We start from the raw sequence: 23361 nt of genomic DNA on the forward strand, positions 1-23361 counted from the left end.
CCGGGGTGATCATTCGTCGCGCGCCTGTCTGCCGGTCTCCCGGCTCATCTCGGCGCGCAGTCGGGCCAGAGCCTCGTCGCGAACAGGTTCCGTAATGATGCGGTAGGCGCGCTTCCGAGCCGCTTCCTTGATCGCCTTCCGGAACTCGTTGTTGTCGAAGTAAAGCTTCACGAAGTCTGTATTGCGTTCGGCGTTCTCGGCGACGATGTCATCGAGCCGGTCATCGGCCACCTGCCCGAAACGGGCCTCGTCGTTCATGAGGGCGATCTGCTGCATCCCCGTGTCCTCGACGAGGCCGACGACCTGCTGGTAGACGAGGATCTGGTCGGAAGTACCGAGTTCCAGCCCGAACCGGTCGTTCAGCTCTTCGATGATCTCCGACAGGGGTTTCATCTCCGGCTCCCGGAAGCCGCCGCCATCAGCGGCATGTCCGCGTACGTCTCGGTCGCCCACCGCCGACAGCGAGACGTTGTGCCGCCCTGTGAACTCCAGTCGGAAGTGGCTCAGGTCCGCATCGCCTATGTCGACCGATGTTGACGGCCGTCCCGGCAGCCGGATCAGCAGAACCCTGCCGTACTGGTAGAGACGCTCCAGGTCCTTATCGCCCCAGTCGACGATCTGCGCGATGAGGCTATAGGCGCGGACGTAGTTCTGCATGGCGGACCGGAAGCCTTCCCGCTCGTCATCGGTGTCGAGAGCGACGAAGCGGTCAATTGCTGGCTTGAGATACTCATGTAGCTCGGCATGCAGCTTCCGCTCAGCAGCCTCCGGCATTCGACCGGGCCCGGCCTGGGCCAAGACCCTGATGAATGCCTCCATTTCGGAGGCGACCAGCAGCGCGTAGTCCATCACTTCCCGCTGCTTGGTGTAGAGCAGGTTCGGATCGCTTGGCTCCGTGATTGTCGTCTCGAACCAGTCCTCGAATGCAGCTTGGATGTCGGCAGCGTTGTTGACGAAGTCCAGGATGTGAACGTCGTCCTGTGACTTCATTGGATGGATCCGGTTGAGTCGGGAGAGTGTCTGCACGGCGGCAACCCCGGTCAGCGGCTTGTCCACGTACATCCCACACAGCAGCGGTTGGTCGAAGCCGGTCTGGTACTTCTCCGCGACGACCAGCAGGCGGTACTCGTCCTGGTCACGTGCAACTGCCTGTGGGTCGTCCGCCTTGGTGTAGCCGAACCGGTCCGGTAGCTGGCCTTCCGGGAAACCGTTGAGCTGAGCTTCGGTGAACTCCAGACCTGCCGCCTCGTCCTTGAGCTGACCAGAGAAGGCGACAAGTGTCCCGCAGTCGGTGAAACCGCACAGGGTGACGTAGTTGCGGATCGCCTGGTATAGGTCGAGCGCGTGCTGCCGACTTCCGGTGACGACCATCGTCTTGGCCCGGCCCCCAAGCCGTCCTGCGATGTTCTCACGGAAGTCGTCGACGATCAGCTTCGCCTTCTGCTCTAGCGATTTCGGGTGCTGCTCGGCGAAGCGGACCAGCTTCGCCTTCGCCTTCGCTTCGTCGACGTCCGGGTTGGAGATGCGTGACTCCACCTGTTCAACGGCCGCGTTACGCAGCCGCCATTTGGTGTCGTACGTGATGTAGTTGGCCAGTACGTCGAGGATGTAGCCCTCGTCGATCGCCTGCCGCATGGAGTAGATGTGGAAGGGCACGTGCATGCCCTGTTCACCGGTTCGCGGGTTCACCCTCTCCGGATCGAAGGTGCCGAATAGCTTCAGCGTCGGCGACTTGGGGGTAGCGGTGAAGGCGAAGTACGACAGGTTCGGCTGCTTGCCACGCACGCGCGTCATGTACTCCGCGTCGTCCTCGTCCTCCTCCCGCGGTTGTGCATTGGCTCCGAGCGCCTGCTTGAGCTGGATCGCCGACTCTCCGCCCTGAGACGAGTGCGCCTCGTCAATGATGACTGCGTAGCGCTTGCCGGCTAGCCTCAGGTCGGCGATCTTCTTGAGTACGAACGGGTACATCTGCAGTGTGCTGATGACGATCTTCGATGTGGAATCGTCAAGGGCCTTTGCCAGCTGGTTCGAATCCTCGTCGATCTTCTTGACGACACCGGGCGTGTGATCGAACTGGAAGATGGTCCTCTGGAGTTGCCTGTCGAGAACGACGCGGTCCGTGATCACGATCGTCTTGTGGAAGACCGGCTGGTTGCTCGCATCGAAAAGGTTGGAGAGGCGGTGCGACAGCCAGGCAATGGTGTTCGACTTACCCGAGCCGGCCGAATGTTGGACCAGGTAGTTCTGGCCTGCCCCGTGCGCCTGCGCATGCGCGATCATCTTCTGCACCGCATCCCACTGGTGGTAGCGAGGGAAGATGCGAGGCGAGGTGTGCGGGCTTGTCTTCGCACCCTTTTTGTCCGGAACCTGCACGTGAATGAAACGGTGCAGGATCTCCAGCCAGCTGTCGCGCGGCCAGATCTGTTCCCAGAGGTAGGCGACGCTGTAAGAGCCTGGGGCAGCCGACGGGTTTCCAGCGCCTCCGGACACACCTGGACCGTTGGAGCCGACATTGAAGGGCAGGAACTGTGTATCACGGCCGCGCAGACGGGTAGCGACGAAGACGCGGTCCGGATCGATTGCGAAGTGGACGAGTGTTCGTTTGGCGAAGAACACATCGTTCGGGTCGCGGCGTCGGTACTGAGCGATGGCATGGTCGGCGTTCTGGCGAGTGTTCGGATTTTTCAGCTCAATAGTGGCCACAGGAAGGCCATTGACGAAGAAGGCCATGTCCAGGGATAGAAGGGGATCACGCGCGCTGTAGTGCAGCTGCCGTGCGACCGTCAGCACGTTTGCGTTGTACTCAGCTAGGGCGTCAGCGGCCAGTGTGTGACCGGGGCGGAAGTAGGCCAGGTCAATCTGGACGCCTCGGTCGCGCACACCTTGGCGCAGCACGTCGAGCACGCCGCGTGCGTCAATCTCGGAGGCGAGGCGCTGGGCGAACTGCCGCTGAGTGGTGGACGGGTCGCCACCGTACAGCTCGATGAGCCGGTTCCAGCCGTTCTGCTGTGTGGCGCCGATGAACCGGTACAACTCGCCGGTGTCGATGCCCAGCTCAGCGTTGAACGTACCCTGCGCCGGCGACCAGCCGCGCGTGAGTAGTTCGGCCTCGATGCGGGACTCGAAGATGGGCTCGGTGTGAGCTCCAGGCGTCATACAGCACTCCCAGGTAGGGACCGACCGCTCGCGGTCGTGACGTCGAATTGGCCGGTTACGGCGGCAGTGATCAGAGCTAGGCGGTGTTCCTTGAGGAGCGCGAGCTGGTCAACCAATGCCTGTTTCGCGGCGTTGCCTGACCTCCGGCGGTCATTGAGGTCGTTGACAACCCGTGCCTGATCTGTAAGCGGCGCATCCGGTAGGGGCAACTTGGTTACCGTTGCGGTAGGCAAGTTATTTGCCATGCCGTCAGCGCCAGAAATTCCGAGCTTAATTAGCTCGCGCACTTGATGCGTGCCGAGCATGAAAGCAACAAATTCTGGCGTCATTCGGGTGCGGTCCATTCGAAGGCGGTAGACCTTATCGCAAAGCAGCAATTGAGGTGGTAGGTCTTCCGGGAGAACGGCGATGCTGCCGATCAAATCAACGGATCCGCTTGCGCGAGACATGAGCAGGTCGCCGGAGCGCAGGCTATAGCGAAGCTCGGGTTGAGTTTCGGGAGGTAGCGCTTTGTGCTGACTTGCGTCGAAAGTGCCACCATTCACACAGCCGGCTTTGACGACCCCCCATTCACCTTCGTCGGTTGGTCGATCTTCGCACTGAGGTGACCAACCTTGCTCGATCTTCTGTAGAACGTGCCGAACTCTCACCGTCCCATGCTTAATCTCTAGCGATTTAGCCACCTGGGAAAGGTGACTCTGTACGCGTGTGCTGATCTTTTCCAGTTGAGAAGTGCGCAATCCGGCCAAGCGGTGGATCCGGTTCGTCTCGGCGTCGAGAAAATCCGCGATTCTTTGCTGCTCGATAAGTGGCGGATGGGGGAGTACTAGATTTGCCAGGGTGGCTGAATCGAAGGAGGTCGAGCGCTCCCTAATTCCCTTAGCCAATGATTCTACGTATCCCGAAGATGCCATACTGCGCAAAACGTACGCGATATATCGCAGATCTGCATCGCCTTTTGCCTGGTACGCGTGCACCACGGGTGAGCATTTGCCATCAGCGTCTGAGATTCCAATGGCTCCCGCAAAGCCATCCATCGAATGTACTACTAGATCACCTCTGCGGATTCCTTGGTAGCCAATTTCCTGGACTGCTTCGGTGAATCCATCGACCCGCCGATTTGCCCTGAGTGTAACTTGACCATCTCGGAAAGCTGTCACAACGCCATCATCGGGGCGGGGTTGGCGCAGCTGTCTTCCCAGTAGCCATTTGGCTCGCTCAGAACTCCAATTTGCTGGCAGGTGCCCAAGGCTGGTTTCTGTTGTCATCCCGTCACCTCGCCAAGCAGCTTCTGAATCTGGGATTCAAGCTCCCGCAGCTCCGCATCGATCTCCGTCAACGGCCTCGGGGGGGTGTACACGTAAAAGTGTCGCGTGAACGGGATCTCATAACCGATCTTCGTCTTTTCGTAGTCAATCCATGCGTCCGGGACATGCGGTGTGACTTCGCGAGCGAAATACGTGTCAATTTCCTCATTCAGTGGAACGTTTTCGTAGTCACGAAGATCTGGGTCCGGCAAAACTTCCCCGTCTTTTGCCTTCTGGACCTCTCCCTCCGGGTCCGACACCGAAACCGCACCCCACAGGCTCTTCAAGAGGGGTGCCTTGCTCGGCCAGATTGCCCCGGCCCCTGCAACAGCAGAATGCAGTGCATCTGCTGCCTCTTTCTTGGTCCACCACGTCGAGCCCGCCAGGCTCCGGGCCGCCTCGACCAGTGCCTCGTGCCCATCCCACTTGGCAAGCGCCTTCGCGTTCTCCAGCGCGGCGAGAGTGTCCTCGGTAATCTCGAAGCGCAGCTTGAGTGGGCGCTCGACAGTGATGCGCTGGTAGCCGAAGTCGCGGGTGCTGAAGATCTTTACCTTGTCGTGGTCTGGGTGGTCAGTGTCAGCGGCCACCTTGACGGCGTCGACGTACAAGTCCGTAATGCGCTTGATCTGCGCATCGGTAATCTGCTTTCGCTTATTGCCGAAAGACTTGCGCATCTTCTCCCACTGGTCGCGGGCGTCGAGCAAGATCACCTTGTTCCGGAATTTAGTGTCCTTGCGGTTGGACAGGATCCAGAAATACGTGGAGATGCCGGTGTTGTAGAATAGCTGGTCCGGCAGGGCGACAATCCCCTCTAGCCAATCGTTCTCCAGGATCCACTGGCGGATCCTGGACTCACCAGAATCGGCCGCGCCGGTGAAAAGAGGGGAGCCGTTGAAGACGATCGCCAGCCGGGCACCTTTACCCTCGACCGGTTCCATCTTCGAGATCATGTGCTGAAGGAACAGAAAAGATCCGTCATTGATGCGGGGTGTGCCGGCGCCGAAACGGCCAGCGTGACCGAGTTCCGCCTCAGCCTCTACCTCATCCTTGACCTTTTTCCACTCCACGCCGAAGGGCGGATTGGCCAACATGTAGTCGAACTTCTGGTCCGGATGGCCGTCGTCACTGAAGGAGTTGCCGTAGTGGATGCGGCCGCGTTGATTCCGCATGAGCATGTCTGACTGGCAGACCGCCCATGATTCTGCGTTGACTTCCTGGCCGAACAGGTACACCTCGGCCTTGGGGTTGATCGACTTGATGTGGTCTTCAGCCGCAGTCAGCATGCCACCGGTTCCACAGGCTGGGTCCAGGATGTTGATGACCTGGCCCTCGCCGGCAACTGTGTCGGCGTCCGGAGCGATCAACAGGTTGACCATCAGCTTGATGACTTCGCGCGGGGTGAAGTGCTCACCGGCGGTCTCGTTGGAGTCTTCGGCGAACTTGCGGATCAGATGCTCGAAGACGTAGCCCATGTCGTGGTTGGACAGCTTGTCGAGGTCGCGCATCTCGGCGAACCTACCGACGACCTTGTAAAGGATCTTCGCGCTTGCCAGCCTGGTGATCTCGTTGTCCAGATCGAAGCGGGCCAGGATCCTGCGCACGTTCGGTGAGAATCCGTTGATGTAGTCGCGCAGGTTCTTGGCAGTGCTCGGCGCGTCTGCGGCGATTGTCGTGAAGTCCTGGTCGGAGGTGTTGTAGAACGGCAGCTTGGCTGCGATCTCCAGCAAGCGCTCCTTGTTCTGGACGTCGAGTGAGGCGTCTCGCTTGCGGACGGCGTCCCGCGTTGGTGCCATCACAGCGTCGAGGCGGCGCAGAAGTGTGAACGGCAGGATCACCTGTCCGTACTCATGGCGCTTGTAGTCGCCGCGTAGGAGGTCGGCGACCGCCCAGATGTCACTTGCCATCTTGGAGTGCGTGGGTCCGGATGTCATAGCTTGCTCGTCTCACCTTCGGTTGTGTGGAGGGCATTAGTGTTCTTCAGCGAGGGTTGGTCCGGGGCCAGAACGCCGACAGTGAGACCATGAATGGTCTGGTCGATCACGTTCGCGCTAACCCTCGCCAGCGTCGACAGCGCCTCTTGTAGCTCCTGCAAGCGGCGGAACGCGTCGCCGTAGCGTCGCTGCTCTGCGAGAGGTATACGGGGGATGCGGCAGCGGCGCAGGTCGTCGCGGCTGAGTACGCCGAGCGTGTTGGTCACTGGCACTGAGTTGGCATCGGTTTGCAGGAAGATCGCGACGAAGTGTGCGTCCAGACGGTCCGCATCCAATTCCACAACCTGCGCGATACCAAGTCCGTCTTCCTCTGCGCCAGTCGCGACAACTGGTGGCCGGCCAAGGGTTCTCACCAGTAGATCTCCGGGCCGGGGAGGGGTGTCGCGAGAGTGAATCGTCAGTGCTCCCACACGTTCCAGTTCGCCAATGGTGACGTGGGCGTGGACGGGTGGAGACACGGTGGCGGGAAAGGATGGCATGCCTATCCGGCCCACCTCGGAGTAGAGAGTCTTCAACCGATCGGTCATATGGACGAGGTCCTCGGCCCCCGCTTCAACCCGCGCCGCTACATAGCGGGAAGGCCGCAGATCGACGTCACCGTCGAGTAGGTCCAACCGGGGAACAGCGCGGGAGATGCTCGGGTCAGCATCTGTATAAAGCCGCTCCCAGGCTGCGTATTCGCAGGGGACATCGGCTGCATCGACCAATCCAGACAGGTCGATCATGCGCACAGCCGTTCGGGCTGACGAGCCGTAGGGGCGTTGGAGAACCCAGAGGTACACGTCGGTGCCGGGCAACGACCCCATTGCCTTGGGCAGTGCGATCACGTCACGCAGAACGCCGGAACGCACCAGCCTTGCCCGGATGTCACGTCCGGACGGCTGGATGCAGGTACGTGGCGAGACAGCGATGACGGCCACACCGAGCGGGCGCAGGTGCGCGTAGCAGTGCTGCACCCAAACCAGTTCGCCGTCGCGTGGTGCCGGAGTGCCGAACCTCCAACGTGGATCCGTAGCGAGTTCCTCCGACGGCCACTGCGGGATGTCGAAAGGGGGCTCGCAGACAATGGCTCTGGCTGCGCCCAGATAGGCGCCGAGGCGGTTGTTCAGCAGTGAATCTCCGGTCTGGATCTCGTACGGCACACCCCGAGCGCTGTGTCGCAAACTCGATGCTGCAGCGGAGGCTGCCGATTCCTCGATCTCCTGACCGACAAGCTTGACGTGGTCGCCGAAGCGGTCGGCAGCGGCTGTTAGCACTGTTCCGTTGGCGCACGCGGGATCGAGCACGATGTGCGAGTCGGTATTGCCGACATCCACGGGTTCCTCGCTGGCCGTCGAGCGCGGTAGAAGCGACACCATCACCCTTGCCAGCAACTGCCCCGCGGTCAGGTCGGTGATGGCGCGCTCCTGGGGCACTTGCTGTACGAGCCCTGCCAGTTCGTCTTCCTTGCCTTCCGGCGACTGCACGGCACCGTGGACGCGTTGGGTGCCAGTCTCGGTTTGGCCTGCCGTGGCCAACTGGTCTGCCTTACCCGTCGACTTCAGCCAGGCTTCGACCGCAGCCCGAGAGAACTTCGGGCTACCAGAGCCATCGCCGACAGGCTTCGGAAACTCCGGATAACGACGCCGCCAGTTCGACACGGCGGCGCGGCTGACGCCTGCCAGGCGTGCGATCGCGGCCGCTGTCATCTCATCGCGCTCATCCGGGCTCATGGGGCAACTCTAGCGGCGCACCATCGCCACGGCAAGAATATGTGAGCACTGTTGACAGTAGGCGTCTGTGTACACATTCTAGGATCCACCAGGACCGCTCAAAGGCACAGGAGGACCTCGTGCACCATCAGCGCATCGCACGCGTTACACACCGAGCCCTTTCCCCTCGCTCTCGGCGGCAGAAGTCCTGCGGCAAGGTCTGGTTCGCGGACCGGGTCGCGGCGGATCTGGGCCTCGCTGTCGTCCGGTCGCGAGGCGATGCCCGTGCCAAGGAGCTGGTGCGGTCATACCACTGCCCGCGCTGCCACTGCTGGCACCTGACCTCTGCCGCGCCGCGCCGTGATCACTCCGCAACGCCGAGGATCACTCGCAGTCACTGATCCAGCGCTCCGCCTCGCATTCCCGAAGAGCTCGACCCTGCACTGAAGCACCGCAGCAACCGCGTTGTACGGCGCACGGCGCTGCCCCGGACCTGCGGGGTTCTCCACACCCATACGTCCTTATCCACAGCCCATCCAGGGAGTGGCGCCATGGCAGCCAGCACATCCAGTACTTCCAAGCGGACCCTTTACCGGCTCCGGAGCGTCGCCCCGACTGTCGATGCAATGTTCGACGCCCTGGACCCGAACCAGCTGGAGAAGGTCTACGCGGATTTCGACTTCCCCGAGAACCTCGGTGTACCGGCGGTTCTGGTCACCGGCAGCTTCGAGCAGCCCGTCGCGAGCTGGTGCGACGAGATCTTCCGTACGACAGGTATCGAGGTGTCACGGCCGGTCAACCGTTCGGCCGGGCTGCTGGTGGTCGCCGTCGACGGCGAGGTGTACGCCATCGGCTACGACCAGGGCTTCCGCCTGGTGCCCGACCGCCTGAAAGACCACCGCTTCGGGCTGAGCTTCGCGTCCCGCCGGGTGGACCCCGGGAAGATCCGGGACCTGGTGTCGCACACTCCGGGCGGAGGGCGCACCGACATCACCCTGATCCCGAGCGGGGCCTCGGTGTGGAGCCTGGGCATCGTCGAGCACGCCCAGATTGTGCGCCGCCTCGGCGGTCACCTGGACAACATCCCGCTCACGATCTCCCGGGACAACCCGGCGAAGATCTCCAGCGCCGAGGGCGGTGCTGGTCTGCGTATGCGGCTCGGTGTAGAGGGCACCGACCTGATCGCTGACATCCGCGCGATCGCCCGCGTGCTGCGCGAGGAGAAGCCGAGCCCTGGGCTGGAGTTCGTCGAGCATGTCGTGCCCGTCGACGATCCCGACCTTGCTACTCGCCTGGAGGCTGTCCTCGATCACCTCTTGGGTCAGGAGCCTGACGGGAGGATCAGCGTCGCCGTCCCCGCCGACCATTGGGACGACTATGCGGCGGCCCGGGCATTCAGGGCCAGGATCAACAGTGACGCGGCCAGCCAGCCGACCGACGACTTCAACCTCGACTACGTCCTCAGTCGGGCCCGGATCCAGCGTGCCGGCAAGCGCGTGACCGCACTCCGGGAAGGAACTGTCGCTCTCTACCAGCACAGCCGCGCCGACCGGGCCGACGAGATCTGGACGTCCAGTGCGCTCCGGTGGATCGAAGTGGAAGTGTCCCTCGACTCCCACCGGTTCTTTCTGATGGACGAGCACTGGTATGAGATCGACCAGGCGTATTTGAAGGGGATCCGCTCTCACACCGAGCGGCTGATCACCGACTCCCCGTCCGTAGACTTGCCCCCGTGGGTCCTCGGAGAGAAGGAGCGCACCTACAACGAGTCCGTGCCGGACCAGCGGCCTGGGTACGTCTGCTTCGACCGTGACAACGTTCAGACCACGCTGCACCGCGGGAACGGCGTGGAGATCTGCGATCTGCTGAGCCCGGACAACGTCCTGGTGATGGTGAAGCGCGCCAAGGGCTCCGACGCACTGAGCCATCTCTTCAGCCAGGCGCTCGTTGCTGTACAGACTCTGCGGAACTCCCCGGAGGGGCGGGAACGGTTCGCCGAGAAGGTGGTCGCGGCCCGGAACGGACGCGGCCTGCCGGAAGGCTTCCGGCCGTTGAAGGTCGTCTTCGCGATCTTGCTGAAGGACGGCACCGACCTCACCGCAGACACCCTGTTCCCGTTCTCGCAGGTCACTCTGGTGCAGGCGGCCAGGACGCTCGAAGCGTGGGGTGTTGAGGTCGAGGTCGTCGGCATCGCCTCCACTTCGCCGACCGTCACCTCGACCGGGATCCGGCGGATTGCGGCGTAGCCGCCGCGCGCAGGCTCAGCCGAGCTCAGGGCCATCTCGAAGCCGCGGCTGATCTCACCTGGGGCATCCAGCCTGAGTGCTCACCGTCTGCCGACGAACATCATGTTTGCTCGCTTGTCAGCCCTCGGCTTCTAGGCACTGCCCGTGTTCCAGGTACGCAGTTGTACCGTCGGCGCGTGCCTTGATCCCGGCGGTGATCCGACGTACGAGGCGGGGGATAGTGAGCTCTGGCAGCTGCTCGGCGTCGTGGAAGTCGTAGCTGCGGAGCTCGTCGGCCTGCAACGCGATTTTCTGGCGCTGGTCCGCGCTGAGACGGCCGCCGTCGAAGAGGTAAAGGACCTTGTCTCCCTCTCCTGGATTCGGTGCCCAGTCCACGACGAGCAGGCGGCCGATGTGTGGCTTGATACCCAGCTCTTCGTGGACTTCGCGTACGCAGGCTTGTCGGGGAGACTCCCCATGCTCGACGTATCCGCCGGGGACGTCGCGGTAGTCCTTGTACGAGGGTTCGACGAGCAGGACTCGGTCGGCGTCGTCGAAGAAGAGTGCGCCGGCTGCCATGCGCGGGTGGGCCATCTTCGCTTCGTGCTCGTTCTCACTCACGGGACGGACTCTAACCGCCGACGACGCCGAGCCTGCGTGCCAGGTCTGCCACCGGCTGGGACGGGCGGCCTCGGGTACCTCGGATCCAGCCGATGACCAGTTCCCGGCTCAGGTAGTGGTGGCGCACCTGCTCGGGGGCAGCCTGTTCGGCGTCCAGCAGGGTGGCCAGGGCTTCGTCGGTCCGGTTCCAGGCGCTGAGTGCTCGGGCGACTTCCAGGTTGTGCCTCACGCGGCGTTCCACCGGCAAGCCGCTGGTGTCGATGCGTTGTCCGAGGTCCGCCGCTATCTGGATGTCTCCGAGCTCTCCGGCGGTAGCGACGCAGTGGATGGCCACGTTCGTCGGGCCGAAGGCCGTCCACAGGTGGTTGGCATCGGTGCCTAGCCGCTGTGCGGCTTCGTCGGCTTCTCGAAGGAAGGTCTGCGTCGTCGCCCGGTCCTCCGCTCGGGCGGCTGCCATGGCGCCGGCGAGGAAGAGGGTGCCGTAGACCGAGAGGTATTCGTCGTTCGCGGTGTCCAGGCCGGGCTGCATCACCGCCGCCGCATCGTTCACCAGTTGGACCGCCGGGGTGAAGCGCCCGGTGGCCAGCAGGCAGTGTGTGACCGCCCGGAAGAGCGAGCCCGTCACCGCGCTCTGGCCGCTGTGCTGCGCGGCCGCCAGGCCGCGGTCGGCGGCGATCCATGCCAGCTCCGACTCCCCGACCTTGCCCAACACCATGGCCGCGCCTTGGTAGGTCAGGGCGAGTAGGGCATGTGCCTCCTCCCTATTACGCCCCGAGTACCCGCGGGATGCGGCGAGGGCATCGGCCAGTACGAGGGGAAGGCGTCGCGTGGCGAAGCCGTAGCGAGACGCCTGATAGGCGTCGAGGATCTCCTTCACGTTGGCCCGAAGGTCCTTCAGGGCGGGCGGTTCGTCATCGGGCGGAGGTACGAGCAGCGGCGTGAGCTGCTTGTAGTCCATGAGGGCTTCGCGCAGGGCGGGGACCGTGCGGCGGCCGCTGTCGTTCGACCACTCCATGAGGGTCGGTTCGGCGAGCAGGTCTCCGAGGGAGACGTCGAGGGCCTCGGCGAGTGAGGTGATCACCGAGAGCCGGTCGAGCTCGATCCGATTGTTCTCCGCTTTGCTCAGCCAGTCCGTGGTCCGCCCGACAAGGCCGGCCAGGACTTCTTGGGAGAGGCCGCGTCGGCGCCGGTACCAGGCGACGCGCTCGCCGATGGTCAGGTTCTCTGTCATCCCTCGCATGTCCTGAGCATCACCTCGTGGCCGGAATCGACCCCGGAAGGATTTTCCGGGGTGATGCGGGGTGCCGTACCTACTGTCGCAGTAGATCGAAAAGGCCGCCGGGCAATGTGGTCAACTCCCTTCGCTTCGGCAGGCTTTGGTGATCGGTCCTGCTTCTCACATGGGAGCAGGGCACGGCTCGCTGATACGGACTGGGGGTGTGGAGGGTGCGCAGCACGAATTCGGCGGAGCCGTGGACCGAGCAGGGTCTCGGCCCGTTCGGCCCGGCAGCTCTCAAGCCGTACTCCAGAACGCGGTTCGCCACGGACGGCAGTGCTTTGTTGAAGATCTACGTGGGCATCGACCCCGAAGGCCGGCGCCAGCGCGAGGTCGCGACGGTCGAGCGCGCTGCCCCGTTGGGTATCGCGGTCCCAGCCGTCCTGGCCACGGGAAACGATGAGGCAGGGTCTTGGACGGCATTCCGGGTGGTGGATGGGACGCCGTGCTCGGTAAGCACGCACTCAGCGATTGAGGAGTACATCGGTCACGTCGTGGCTGTGAGTCGCAGGCTGCACCGGCCTGTTGCCGACGCCACTCCCGGATCTGGCTGGGAAGCTCGACGAGCCGGTGTCGTTTCCTCGCACCAGTTCCTGCTCGATCAGTTCTCTCCTCGCTGCCGGTCGCTGCCTTGGTGGTCGGTGCTGGGGGAGGCCCTCCAACCGATCGATTCCCATCCGGTCGTTCACCTGCATGGTGACCTCAAGCCCGAGCACCTACTCGTCGACGGCGGGCGCCTGCATGTCGTCGACTGGGAGGCGAGCGCCTGCGGACAGGCCGTACTCGACTACACCGACGTGGTCTTCCACTTCGTACGCGACCTGCTGTACGGGGGCATGCCGCCCGCACGCGTCCCGGTCGATCTCCTGATCCGGTTGCCGTTCAGCGGGCCGGTCCTGGCCTGGCGCCTGCTCCTCTGGCTCGATCGCCGTCGGACGCAGGACATCGACCTCATCACCGCCCACGACGTCTATCGACTCGCTGCCGAGGAACAGGTGGCCTCCGCGTACCGGTCACTCGCTCAGACGGTCGCGCTCCTCCGCGCTGCCGACGTCCCTCGCTGAATCGTCCGCTCCACCGTTCGTCCAGGCGTGCTGACGCCTGCGCTCATCCCCTTCTACCCACCCCGAACGGGAGTTCGTGATGCCTCGTACGAGCACGACCATCGACAACAGCCACATCGTCATCGACACCGGCATGGCCCAGCCGGACGCGACGACCATCGTGGAACGCAAGGGCCTCGGCCATCCGGACACCCTGGCCGACCATCTCGCCGAGCGGTTGTCCCGCGCCTACAGCCGCTACACCGTTCAGCACTTCGGCGCCGTACTGCACCACAACTTCGACAAGCTCGCCCTCCTCGGTGGAGCCAGCGAGGTGCGGTACGGCGCCGGTCGGATGACATCGCCGGTGCGGGTCCTGGTCAATGGGAGGGCCGCGCCGTTGTGCGGCGGCGAGCGGATACCGGTCGAGGACATAGTGGAGGCCGAGGTTCGGGCGTTCTTCGCCGAGCGACTGCCCGAGGTCTCGGCCCACCTCGACATCGTCTTCAACATCACCAGCAATTCGAGCCCGGGTGCTGTACTCACCGGCGACGGGGTGCCCGACCGCACCCGCTGGTTCAACCCGCGCTCCGTCGAAGATCTCCGCGAGCGGCGGGTACGGCTCTCCAACGACACGTCCCTCGGCACTGGCTGGGCGCCGGAGAACCCCTTCGAGTCGTTCGTACGGGAACTGGTGGACTACTTCTCCGGGAAGAGCGAGTTCACGCTCGCCCACGCCTGGTGCGGATCGGACGTCAAACTCATGGGCTACTGGGACGGAGCCCAGGCCGACATCGTGCTGTGCGTCCCCCAGAAGTCGCGTCACGTTGCCAGCCGGGCGGAGTACGTCCGCAACGCGGAGACCGTCCTCGCCGAGTGCCACCGCCTCGCTGGCCTCCGGCTGCCTGGAGCGGACGCGCGCTTCCGGCTGAATGCTCGCGACGTTCCGGAGAAGGACGAGCTGTACCTCACCTACACCGGCAGTTCGATCGAGTCCGGTGATGAAGGCGTTGTGGGGCGAGGAAACCGGGTCAACGGGCTGATCACACCGTTGCGGCCGATGAACCTTGAGGGCGCCAACGGCAAGAACCCCGTCTACCACGTCGGCAAGCTGTACAACGTCGCCGCGCAGCGACTCGCCACCCGGCTCCACGAGGCGACCGAGGGGCACGCCGAGGTTCACCTGGTGAGCACGACCGGGCAGCGACTCGATCAGCCCTGGCGTGTCCTCGTCCGCCTGTCCTCTCCCGACGTCGAGGTGGACAAGGTACAGGCCCTGGTCACCGAGGCGCTCGGCGAGTTCCCGGCCCTGACGGACGAGCTGGTTTCCGACGGGATCGTGCTGAGCTGATGGTGATGCGGACGCTCGGAGAGGTTCCCGCAGGGTGCCGACAGCGGCTACTCGCGCACTACGGGCCGGAAGCCCAGGCGTGGCTGGACGCAGCACCGGCCCTGCTGGAACAGGCCGCCGAATGCTGGCAGTTGTCCCTCGGCGACTATCACGACGCCGGACACGCCTCGGTGATCGTGACAGCGACCGCCCTCGACGGGCGTCCGCTACTCCTCAAGGCATGGACCGACCCCACCCGGTATCGCCACGAAGTGAGTGCACTGCGGCTGTGGGCCGGCGGACCGACGGCGGACGTCATCGAGGCCGCTGACGACCTGGCGGTGGCCGCCCTGGAGCTGGTGGGAGGGCGCCCTGGTGGCGCCGAGCGGCCAGAGTGCGAGGTTCAGCTGGTGGCGGCTGCCCTTCAGGGGCTGCACACCCTCGGCCAGCGCCGAAGGCGACCGAACAGCTTCCCGCTGCTCACCGACCACCTCGGCACGGAGATGCTGCCGCGGATCCGGCGACGGATGGAGACGCTCGACCTCGACACATGGCGTCTGCTCGTCGACGCCGCGCTCCCGGCGCTCTCCGGACTGCAGGAAGACGCAGGCAGGACAACTGTCTTGCACGCGGACCTGTATCGGGAGAACGTGCCATGCGACTGGCTGGGCCACCCGCGCCTGCTCGATCCGCTGCCCATGCTGGGCGACGCGGCATTCGACTGGGCCTTCTGGACCGTCTACTACGACCTTGGACACGGGACCGACGGGCGGCTGGCCGCTGCCGCCCGGATCTCGCGGATCCCCATTCCCGTACTCGCGCCGTGGTGCAGAGCGCTGGCCCTCGACGGACTCCTCTACTACCTGGAGGCCGGGGACCCGAGAGCACCGCAGATGGCGGGAGTGCTCGCCGGCCTTTCCGCGTCGACCCCGAGGAGGGGCTCGTGACCACCTACGCCCTCCGCCACGGTCAGACGAACTACAGCAAGCGGTACCTCGTCAACGGCGACCCGTCCCAACCCATCCACCTGACCGAGGAGGGTCGGCAATCACTGGGCCTGGGCTGGTCCACCCTCCCCCTCCACACCGTGCGGACGTGGCTGACCAGCGAATTCCCGCGTGCCCAGCAGACTGCTTCTCTGCTGATGGGCGTGCCGGCGGCGGAACTGGTCATCGACCCTCGCCTGAATGAACTCGACTACGGAGAGTTCGAGGGCCGCCCGTTCCTGGAGTACGCGGTCTGGCTTGACGGCCAGGGGCCGAACGAGCGGCCTGCGGGTGGCACCGAGTCCCAGCGCGCCGGCATCCGGAGGATGCTCACCGGATTGCTCGCCACCCTGGAGCGACCCGGACCCCGCGTTCTCGTAGGCCACGGCCTTTTGGCCTCCGTGCTCCTCTGGCATCAGAACCGATCTCCGAAGGAGGCCATGCCGCTCTTCTTCCCGGAGGCGCCGTACGTCGAGCCGATCGCCATACCTGACGACGAGCTGCCGGACTGGATCACGGCGCTGATGAGTGATCTCGACAGGGACGTTCCCGGAGGTCGTGCTGACCGCGGTGGCGCGGACATATTCCGGATCGGTGAGGGCTCGGCGGTTGCTACGGTCGATTCCGTATCCCACCAGCCGGATCAAAAGGATCTTCCTCATGCATGATGCCCGCGCCCTAATCGAAATGGGTGCCGAAGCGGTTCGTCGGCTCGCTCGTCGCGGTTACTCTCTGGACCTGTCCGAGCTGGAGTCCCTCCAGTCTCGGCGCAACCAGAACATCCGCTCGGCCGACGAGCTGCGGGCTGAGTCCAAGCGGGTGGCGAGTGAGGTCCAGCAGACGGCCAAGCAGGGCGGCGACATCTCCAAGCTGAAGGAGCGCGCCCGCGAGCTGAAGGACCAGATCCGGGACATCGAGGCCGGGCAGGTGCAGGTCGAGGAGCAGCTCCGCGACCTCCTCCTCAGCATCCCGAACCTGCCGGACGACGCGGCCCCCGACGGCGACTCCGAGGATTTCGCGGAAGAGGTCCGACGGGTCGGCACTCCGCCGGCCTTCCCGTTCGAGCCGAAGGACCACGTCGACCTCGGCGAGGCCACCGGCATCCTCGACTTCGCTCGGGCGACGAAGCTGTCCGGCCCGCGCTTCGCGGTCTCGCGCGGCGCCGGAGCAGCGCTGGAGCGTGCCCTGGCCACACTCTTCCTCGACCTGCACACCCGTCGTCACGGATACGTCGAGCACGCGGTCCCGTACCTGGTCACCCGCAAGACGATGACCGGCACGGGGCAGCTGCCGAAGTTCGAGGAGGACCTGTTCAAGACCGGCGTCGCCGACCGCGAGCTGTTCCTGATCCCGACGGCCGAGGTGCCGCTGACCAACCTCTACGCCGACGAGATCATCCCGCCGGCTGAGCTGCCGCTGGCGCTCACCGCCCACACGCCGTGCTTCCGGTCCGAAGCCGGGTCGTACGGCCGCGACACCAGGGGCCTGATTCGTCAGCACCAGTTCGCCAAGGTGGAGATCGTCCAGATGGTCGACCCCGCGGACGCGAACACCACGCTGGAGACGATGGTCGGCCACGCCGAGGCGTGCCTGAAGGAACTCGGCCTCGCCTACCGCGTCGTCAAGCTGGCAGCTGGTGACACGGGCTTCTCCGCTCAGCTCACGTACGACATCGAGGTCTGGATCCCGAGCCAGAACACGTACCGAGAGATCTCCTCGGTCTCCAACTTCGGCACCTTCCAGGCCCGCCGGGCGAACATCCGGACCCGCGGTGAGGGCGGCAAGCCCAAGCTCGTCGCCACGCTCAACGGCTCCGGTCTCCCCGTCGGCCGCACCCTGGCCGCTCTCCTTGAGCAGTGCCAGCAGCAGGACGGCTCCATCGTCCTGCCCGAATCGCTCGTCCCGTACCTCGGCTTCCGCCGGATCTCGGCGGACGGAACACCGGAGGCATAACGTGCTCGTCGGCGTCTGCGACTTCCCTGGTAGCTACGCCTTTCCACCCGCCGGCTACGGCGGGATCGAACGATGGCTGTGGGCGGTCGCCGTAGGCGCCCGAGCCGCAGGCGCCGACGTACACCTTCTTGGGCCGGGCTGGCTCACGGACCTGGAGAACGACTGGGTTCGTCGGCCGGTCCGCCTAGAGGACATCACCGCCGGATCGCTCGCCGAGCGCGAGCTTCGCGACACTGGATACGACCTCTTGGTCGTGGGGCACGAATACCCGTCCCTGCCGGCCTGGACGCGCAAGTGGAACGAGCTGGACTGTGACGTCGCCACCTTCCAGCACTCGCCCGTCTTCCAGCACGCCGACGCGGCCTTCGATGGCAGGCGGTCACGGCTCTACTGCTATTCGCCCGAGATGATCGAGCGGTACGCGGAGCACCAGCCGATCACCGAACTCGCCGTTCACCTCGGCCTGGATGAGGAGGAGCCGTCGACCGTTGCTGGCAGCGACCTTGTGTGGCTTGGCCGAATCGACGAGGAGAAGGCACCGCACCTCGCTGTCCGAGCAGCCCAGATCCTTGGCCGCCGGATACGGGTAGTCGGCCCCGTCTTCGACGAGGCATACGTACGACGCCATGAACGTCTCTTCAGTGCGGACCACGTGAAGTGGATCGGCGAAATCGGCGGCCCGGCTAAGACCGCCGCCATCCGTGACGCATCCGTCTTCGTCTACACCTACGCCCGTACGTACGTGGAAGCCGGCGCAGCCGTCTTCGGTGAGTCCCTCCGCGCCGGTACCCCCATAGCCGCGCTCACTTGGCGCGAAGGGACCTGCGCCGAGGCGGCCCTGTGCGATCGGACGGGCGTGGTCACGGTGGCTGATCCCGCAGAGGACGACGAGACAGCAGCGGAGCTTCTCGCCGTCGCGATCGAACAGGCCCAGGATCTCAACCACAAAGAGGTCCAGGAGACCGGGATGCATCGCTTCGATCCAGCCCGCCACTTCACGGCGATGTCGACCCGGTCATGCTGAGTAGGCCCGGGGAACTCGTGCTCGGGACTTCGTCCCATTCGGAAGCCCGCTTACTTGCGGCCCTCCGTCAAGCCATGGGATCCCACTGGGAGTTCACTGTTTCCGAGGGGAGGGTCGCGATCGAGCATCCCCACAGGGCGTCGCCGTACTCTCCGCCTCGTCGGTCCCCGTCCTGGGAGGAACTGCTGGTGGGGCTCAAGGTGGGTTTCGCGGCCCATGGCGCCCCACAGGAGCCCTGCCTGCCAGTTCGGTGGGGCCGTGAGACCGAGCTGACGATCTCGGCCGTCCAAGCCCTTGACCTCTTCCTCAAGGACGGGCGTCCGGTGACCTACCGCAGTGGCTTCCTGCCCCAGCCTGTTGTCCGTTTCACCGGGCAACGTGACGCAACGGGCGATCTCCGGGAAGGGTTTCTGACCTCGTTCGTCAACGTCTCCCGCGTCCAGCCGATTCAGTGCATCGACGAGTACGGGGGGATCCTGGACGGCTGGCTCAGCGTGCTGTCGCGACTGGGTTTCCACGCGCGCCACATCAGCATCAACGGCAAGCTGGCAGCATGGCGGCGCCGCCAAGTCGAAGGCATCACCCTTCGCTTCAACCACCTCGATCTGCCTCTCGGCGACATCGTCCTTCTTTGGAATGCCGACAACCCCGCGCGCATGGCCGTAGACCTCGGCACCGGGCTGGAACGGCTGGCCTGGGCGAGGACGAGGCTGAGGTGGAGGGAACTCGTCTTCGGCCAGTTCGCGTCCCTGGCGCCCCCGCCGACCCTGGACGCCGTCCGCACGGCCACTCTCCTCCTTGCACACGGTGTCCGTCCCGCAGCGCGCGGAGCCGGCGGGATCACCCGCCGGGTGATCGGAACGATCGATCCAGGTGCGGCGAGGTTGGGCGTCAGCTCCCTGGTTCGCGCGTCGTACCGCTATTGGCGACTGTTCGGTGAACCGAAGGTCCCATGGCCAGCCGTGACCATGGCGATCGAGGAGGAACTGGGCATCTGAAGGAAGACCTCCAGTGAGTCGAGTCCGCTTACCGGGGCAAATCTGTCCTTCGCCAGTTGTTCCCGGACAGCGGTCAGTCCAGCGGAACGCCGTGACCTGCGCGGACTCACTTCACTGGCAACGCGGTTGCGTGGCACCGCCCGCCTTGCGAGTGCTGCGACCTGCGGCGACTGGATTGGATGGCAAGGAGAGCCGCGGACTGAGTTCGCTGTCGACGGACACCAGTTGTCCGTTGACATCGAACCCAGTCGTTTTGCCATCGAACCGAGTCGTGCCGCATCCGGCGTGCCCAGAACCACGAAACGAACGAGGGCCGACGGCAAGCCGTCGGTCCTCTGGTCAGCTATCCCACAGCACAGCACAGCACGCCCTGCAGCTCATCAGCCGCCGAGAGTCCCCATGCACGTCATGCACCGGCTCGTCGCCCGCAGCTGCGCGTTCCCCTCAGTGGCGATGGCTGGGCTGCTTTCGCTGATACGGCCCCAATCTCCGGGGGACGGATCGAGAATCCAACCCCACTTCGGAGGCCGCACCTCGTCTTCTGTCATGTGATCGCAGGCGCCTGGAACGTGCGCCTTACCATTCTGTTTGATCAAGATGGCGTCGCCGGGGAACCGCCGCCACTCCTGTCGAACACACCTTTCCTCCGGGTGCGCCTTGGGCACGCTGCCATCAGGAGGGCAGGCGCACCCCATGCCGATGATGTTGTCGCATCGCTCGCAGCGCACCTCTTTCATGTGACCAAGTGTCCCATCCGAGAGCATGCAGCTCACGCGTAACGGCATGGCGGCGGTGTCCATTGCGGCGACACCGAGAGATCACCGCGATTCGACTGGGTTGGATGGCAAAGCGGCTGGCTTCGTTGATGTAGGGTCTCGCCGCCCATGGCCAGCGGCGGTTCCGTGACCTGGTAGTTGTCGTCGTGTCTCACGGCTTGGCCAGCCGTCCAGTCTCACGATCGTGTCCGAATCCTCGGGGCGGCTGGCTTGCTGGCTCGTCAGCTCGCTGGCTAACCACCAGCTGACGGAGTGCAGAACGCAAGCGGGGCGCCGGCCGGAGTGGCTGGCGCCCCGCTGCCGTGCCGTCAGGCCGGTTCGGGTGTGGGCGTCTCGGTCCGGCTGCCGCTCAAGACGTCCACGATGCGGAAGTCGTCGCGCTCCAGGGCCTCGACGATCGCCACGGCCATGTTCTCAAGGCCGTCCGTGTCGGCAGGTAGGCCGCCGTGCGCCTTCCGGTAGGCGACCATGGTGTCCACGATCTTGAGCACAACATCGATGTTCTCCGCACTGCTCTGCATCACGCCTCCTGTTCGTCGTCGCTGCCGCCGTTGACCGCGCGGAGCCGCCGGTGAGCCTTGAACGCCTCCCCGGGTTCCGGCCAGTCGTCGGTGCAGATTCCGTAGCGGGGCGGCATCAGACCCCGCTCACTCATATGAGTGAAGGGCCTGACCTGCCAAATCTCAAACTCGTGTCAGATCTGCCATCGCTTGGCCATCGACCGTGAGATTTGGCCACGAAATCTGAGACCCTACAGTTGACAACAGACACCAGTTCGCCGGGGCAGACAGGAAAGATCCCGAAAGGACTGGTGCGCTGCGGCACAGCATGTCAACGTACAACGCCTGCCGGAAGAACTGACGTCCGAGCCCACGGAGGCGCCCCTGCACCCGCACCACCCTGGTGACCCTTCTCATTCCGACTTGCCAGACCCGATGTACTGGGTTACTCCGCGCCACCTGGCCGGTGACGACGGCGCGCTCGCAGAGCGGATCGGCGACACCCTGACCGGCCTCGGCTGGCATATGTGGCCAACCTCCCGCCACACCCTGCTGTATGTGAGCCCGGACGGGCTGCGCGGCGCCGAGTGGATCCTCGCGGCCTACCCGTTCGAGCTGGGCGGACTGTCCGTAGCTTGGCAGCTGAGTGCCCGCCCGCATGCTGCCTCCGCGATGACGGAGTGGAACGCGTACTTCACTGCCGGCGTCCCGTACGAAGCGCTCGCTGATCTCGTCGTCGCGCTCGACGCCCGTGAAGTGCCGGACGCTGGCTTCGAAGGGCCCGAGACGGTCCTCAACGCAGTCGGTGCCCAAGGCTGGATCCGTGACGTGGACTGCCCCCACACCACCGCCATGGACCCCGGGTTCTCCGCCACCGTCTCCCTGGGACTGCAGCCGCCGCTTGTCCAGGACGCGGATGCGCACCCTGACTTGATGGGGTGGCAGGCGTGGGCGGAATCCGTTCTCGGCGCCCCATATCTGTGGTGCGCCAGCTTCAGTGCCAGCGTCCCCCATGACCTGGTCGCGGCATTCGCCTCCTCGCTCGCCTCACCGGTCCCGGTGCCCCGCCGGACCGTGCCCAAGAGCGCAGAGGGCCGGCTCAACGTCGTCCGCCGCAGCTGACGGTCCGCCCCCTGCAGTGCTTGTTGTGGTGTCGCCAATTGCCTTGAGCTGCAAGTTCGTTCCCCTGCGTCCGTCAGATGACAGAGATGGAGACCGTATGTTCCGACGACGTGCTCGCGCGGACCGCGAGTTCCGTGAGGCCCAACGTGAGGCGTTCGCGCTGCTGCAGATGCATGCACATGAGCTTCTGCCGTTCGACTCTGTCCGGGCCGACGCGTCAACGCCGACCGGATCGGCCTCGGAGACCATCGGGCCGGACTTCCCGCCAGCCGATCTGCGGGCACCGTCCCGGCAGGACGTCGAGGGAATGATGATGCGCTGGATGCATCCGCTCGTCATCGACGACGCGGTCCGCGCGTGCGCGACGTGTGGCGTGTACCGGGACTGGATCGTCTTCTGCATGCGCGACGACTCGGTGTGGCTGTGCTGCCGAGCCGGCCACCAGGTGCATGAGCCTCGTCTGGACGCTGCCTGGTACAACCGCAACTCAGGTCCGGTCGACTACTGGCACCCCTCCCTTGAGGACGGGCTGCGTCACCTCGGCCACTGACCCCCGAAACCCCACTCCCTACTCCTACATACCGCCGGTGCCGGAGGCCCGGCTGGTCAGACCGTCTGTTCCGCAGCCAATTTGGGGTTCCGCATGCGCCTTCACACCACGACCGTCACCAGCCTGACTTCCCTGGCCATCCTGGCCTTGGCGGGCTGCACCAGCAGCAGCACGCTCGCCGACGATCCGGTCTCCTCCGCCTCCGCGCCCACGCAGCAGGAGGGCAAGCACTCCCCGGTTCCCGAGCTGTTGTCCTCGGCCGCGCTGAGCAAGCGCCTCTTGGCCGAGAGCGATCTTGGTGAGGGCTACTCCCGCAAGCCGCAGCAGCCCAGGCCGCAGGACGATGTCGTTGTTTCCGGTTGCCCGGCGCTGGAGGAGCTCGGCGGTGACGCCGCTGTCGGCGACAGCCTCGACTTCCCCCGCAAGGCGAAGGCGTCCTTCACCTATATGGGCGGCAGCGACTCGGAGGTGGCCGAGGAGCTGTACAGCGACACCGCCGCGAAGCTCTCCAGGGGCGCGAGCCGGATCTTCGACGCGATGATCTCCTGCCCCACGTACCGGATCCTCGTCAGCAGCACCTCCGTCGACATGGGCACGGAGCAGATGGCCGCGCCGCCTCTCGGCGACGAGCAGTGGAGCCAGCTGCTCACCTACTCCGTCGGCCCGCAGCGCAGCGTTGTCCAGCAGACGGCGATCCGCATCGCCAACGTGCTGGTGATCGTTTCCGGCTCGCCGGGCCTTGTTGACGCGCACCTGGCGCAGGCCGTTGACAAAGCACAGCGCACACGGTGACTGCAGGGGACGCGAAGGGG

At 64.9% G+C, this 23361-nt stretch carries 19 protein-coding genes; 11 read left to right on the forward strand and 8 right to left on the reverse strand.

Features of this window, described 5'->3' with window-relative positions:
• Positions 1 to 9: 9 nt before the first annotated feature.
• Genes DMA15_RS20000 through DMA15_RS20015 form a run of 4 tightly spaced genes read right to left on the reverse strand, consistent with a single transcriptional unit; the run spans position 10 to position 8166 of the window.
• Positions 10 to 3156 carry a DEAD/DEAH box helicase family protein gene (locus tag DMA15_RS20000; RefSeq protein ID WP_125514163.1) on the reverse strand — a complete coding sequence of 1049 codons (3147 nt, stop codon included), beginning with the start codon at positions 3154 to 3156 and terminating at the stop codon, positions 10 to 12.
• On the reverse strand, positions 3153 to 4424 hold the full coding sequence (locus DMA15_RS20005) for a restriction endonuclease subunit S (protein WP_125514164.1): 1272 nt from the start codon (positions 4422 to 4424) through the stop codon (positions 3153 to 3155). The genes DMA15_RS20000 and DMA15_RS20005 overlap by 4 nt, the downstream gene beginning before the upstream one ends.
• The gene (locus tag DMA15_RS20010) at positions 4421 to 6394 is read right to left on the reverse strand and encodes a class I SAM-dependent DNA methyltransferase (protein ID WP_125514165.1); all 1974 of its coding nucleotides are present in this window, start codon (positions 6392 to 6394) and stop codon (positions 4421 to 4423) included. The genes DMA15_RS20005 and DMA15_RS20010 overlap by 4 nt, the downstream gene beginning before the upstream one ends.
• Positions 6391 to 8166, reverse strand: coding sequence for an N-6 DNA methylase (locus tag DMA15_RS20015; RefSeq protein WP_125514166.1), 1776 nt, complete (start codon positions 8164 to 8166; stop codon positions 6391 to 6393). Before DMA15_RS20015 ends, DMA15_RS20010 begins: the two co-directional genes overlap by 4 nt.
• 530 nt (positions 8167 to 8696) lie before the next feature.
• Here DMA15_RS20015 and DMA15_RS20025 point away from each other — a divergent pair.
• Positions 8697 to 10391, forward strand: a complete 1695-nt coding sequence (locus tag DMA15_RS20025; RefSeq protein WP_125514168.1) for a TIGR04141 family sporadically distributed protein — start codon at positions 8697 to 8699, stop codon at positions 10389 to 10391.
• Between the two features lie 117 nt (positions 10392 to 10508).
• On the opposite strand, the gene DMA15_RS20030 is transcribed toward DMA15_RS20025, so the two are convergent.
• The gene (locus DMA15_RS20030) at positions 10509 to 10991 is read right to left on the reverse strand and encodes an NUDIX hydrolase (protein WP_164551794.1); all 483 of its coding nucleotides are present in this window, start codon (positions 10989 to 10991) and stop codon (positions 10509 to 10511) included.
• 10 nt (positions 10992 to 11001) lie between these two features.
• Complete coding sequence (locus tag DMA15_RS20035; RefSeq protein WP_125514169.1) at positions 11002 to 12222, reverse strand: helix-turn-helix transcriptional regulator; 1221 nt, start codon at positions 12220 to 12222, stop codon at positions 11002 to 11004.
• Positions 12223 to 12437: 215 nt separating this feature from the next.
• Here DMA15_RS20035 and DMA15_RS20040 point away from each other — a divergent pair, with 215 nt between their 5' ends.
• The 7 genes from DMA15_RS20040 (at position 12438) to DMA15_RS20070 (ending at position 19601) form a co-directional block, all read left to right on the forward strand.
• Positions 12438 to 13331, forward strand: a complete 894-nt coding sequence (locus DMA15_RS20040; RefSeq protein ID WP_125514170.1) for an aminoglycoside phosphotransferase family protein — start codon at positions 12438 to 12440, stop codon at positions 13329 to 13331.
• Positions 13332 to 13410: 79 nt separating this feature from the next.
• Complete coding sequence (locus tag DMA15_RS20045) at positions 13411 to 14661, forward strand: methionine adenosyltransferase (RefSeq protein ID WP_125514171.1); 1251 nt, start codon at positions 13411 to 13413, stop codon at positions 14659 to 14661.
• Positions 14661 to 15587 (forward strand): aminoglycoside phosphotransferase family protein, encoded by a 927-nt coding sequence (locus DMA15_RS20050; protein WP_125514172.1) that lies wholly within the window; start codon positions 14661 to 14663, stop codon positions 15585 to 15587. Before DMA15_RS20045 ends, DMA15_RS20050 begins: the two co-directional genes overlap by 1 nt.
• Positions 15584 to 16294: a histidine phosphatase family protein gene (locus tag DMA15_RS20055; RefSeq protein WP_125514173.1), complete on the forward strand. Its 711-nt coding sequence runs from the start codon at positions 15584 to 15586 to the stop codon at positions 16292 to 16294. The genes DMA15_RS20050 and DMA15_RS20055 overlap by 4 nt, the downstream gene beginning before the upstream one ends.
• A complete protein-coding gene (gene serS, locus DMA15_RS20060; RefSeq protein ID WP_125514174.1) occupies positions 16287 to 17579 on the forward strand; it encodes a serine--tRNA ligase in 1293 nt (430 codons plus the stop codon). The genes DMA15_RS20055 and serS overlap by 8 nt, the downstream gene beginning before the upstream one ends.
• Before the next feature lies 1 nt (position 17580).
• Entirely contained in the window at positions 17581 to 18603 is a 1023-nt protein-coding gene (locus tag DMA15_RS20065) for a glycosyltransferase (RefSeq protein WP_125514175.1), read from the forward strand.
• A gap of 188 nt (positions 18604 to 18791) precedes the next feature.
• Entirely contained in the window at positions 18792 to 19601 is an 810-nt protein-coding gene (locus DMA15_RS20070; RefSeq protein ID WP_240659867.1) for a hypothetical protein, read from the forward strand.
• A 1084-nt stretch (positions 19602 to 20685) separates the two neighbouring features.
• Here the strand turns inward: DMA15_RS20070 and DMA15_RS20080 are convergent.
• Entirely contained in the window at positions 20686 to 20898 is a 213-nt protein-coding gene (locus DMA15_RS20080; RefSeq protein ID WP_125514176.1) for a hypothetical protein, read from the reverse strand.
• Positions 20898 to 21032, reverse strand: a complete 135-nt coding sequence (locus DMA15_RS38015) for a hypothetical protein (RefSeq protein ID WP_276314359.1) — start codon at positions 21030 to 21032, stop codon at positions 20898 to 20900. Before DMA15_RS38015 ends, DMA15_RS20080 begins: the two co-directional genes overlap by 1 nt.
• A 280-nt stretch (positions 21033 to 21312) precedes the next feature.
• On the opposite strand from DMA15_RS38015, the gene DMA15_RS20085 reads away from it, so the two are divergent.
• The 3 genes from DMA15_RS20085 (at position 21313) to DMA15_RS20095 (ending at position 23341) form a co-directional block, all read left to right on the forward strand.
• Positions 21313 to 21999: a DUF317 domain-containing protein gene (locus DMA15_RS20085; RefSeq protein ID WP_125517897.1), complete on the forward strand. Its 687-nt coding sequence runs from the start codon at positions 21313 to 21315 to the stop codon at positions 21997 to 21999.
• Positions 22000 to 22096: 97 nt separating this feature from the next.
• Positions 22097 to 22549 carry a hypothetical protein gene (locus tag DMA15_RS36735; protein ID WP_164551795.1) on the forward strand — a complete coding sequence of 151 codons (453 nt, stop codon included), beginning with the start codon at positions 22097 to 22099 and terminating at the stop codon, positions 22547 to 22549.
• Between the two features lie 93 nt (positions 22550 to 22642).
• Entirely contained in the window at positions 22643 to 23341 is a 699-nt protein-coding gene (locus DMA15_RS20095; RefSeq protein ID WP_125514177.1) for a hypothetical protein, read from the forward strand.
• Positions 23342 to 23361 lie beyond the last annotated feature (20 nt).

The organism is Streptomyces sp. WAC 01529, assembly GCF_003945545.1.
GTDB lineage: Bacteria > Actinomycetota > Actinomycetes > Streptomycetales > Streptomycetaceae > Streptomyces > Streptomyces anatolicus.

What these genes read in the sequence shown, in the direction of transcription:
- DMA15_RS20025 (WP_125514168.1), top strand. Translation starts at nt 8,697, where the DNA reads ATGGCAGCCAGCACATCCAGTACTTCCAAGCGGACCCTTTACCGGCTC.
- DMA15_RS20080 (WP_125514176.1), bottom strand. Translation starts at nt 20,898, where the DNA reads ATGCAGAGCAGTGCGGAGAACATCGATGTTGTGCTCAAGATCGTGGAC.
- serS (WP_125514174.1), top strand. Translation starts at nt 16,287, where the DNA reads ATGCATGATGCCCGCGCCCTAATCGAAATGGGTGCCGAAGCGGTTCGT.
- DMA15_RS20005 (WP_125514164.1), bottom strand. Translation starts at nt 4,424, where the DNA reads ATGACAACAGAAACCAGCCTTGGGCACCTGCCAGCAAATTGGAGTTCT.
- DMA15_RS36735 (WP_164551795.1), top strand. Translation starts at nt 22,097, where the DNA reads ATGTTCCGACGACGTGCTCGCGCGGACCGCGAGTTCCGTGAGGCCCAA.
- DMA15_RS20085 (WP_125517897.1), top strand. Translation starts at nt 21,313, where the DNA reads ATGTACTGGGTTACTCCGCGCCACCTGGCCGGTGACGACGGCGCGCTC.
- DMA15_RS20095 (WP_125514177.1), top strand. Translation starts at nt 22,643, where the DNA reads ATGCGCCTTCACACCACGACCGTCACCAGCCTGACTTCCCTGGCCATC.
- DMA15_RS20015 (WP_125514166.1), bottom strand. Translation starts at nt 8,166, where the DNA reads ATGAGCCCGGATGAGCGCGATGAGATGACAGCGGCCGCGATCGCACGC.
- DMA15_RS20045 (WP_125514171.1), top strand. Translation starts at nt 13,411, where the DNA reads ATGCCTCGTACGAGCACGACCATCGACAACAGCCACATCGTCATCGAC.
- DMA15_RS20050 (WP_125514172.1), top strand. Translation starts at nt 14,661, where the DNA reads ATGGTGATGCGGACGCTCGGAGAGGTTCCCGCAGGGTGCCGACAGCGG.
- DMA15_RS38015 (WP_276314359.1), bottom strand. Translation starts at nt 21,032, where the DNA reads ATGAGTGAGCGGGGTCTGATGCCGCCCCGCTACGGAATCTGCACCGAC.
- DMA15_RS20035 (WP_125514169.1), bottom strand. Translation starts at nt 12,222, where the DNA reads ATGACAGAGAACCTGACCATCGGCGAGCGCGTCGCCTGGTACCGGCGC.
- DMA15_RS20000 (WP_125514163.1), bottom strand. Translation starts at nt 3,156, where the DNA reads ATGACGCCTGGAGCTCACACCGAGCCCATCTTCGAGTCCCGCATCGAG.
- DMA15_RS20010 (WP_125514165.1), bottom strand. Translation starts at nt 6,394, where the DNA reads ATGACATCCGGACCCACGCACTCCAAGATGGCAAGTGACATCTGGGCG.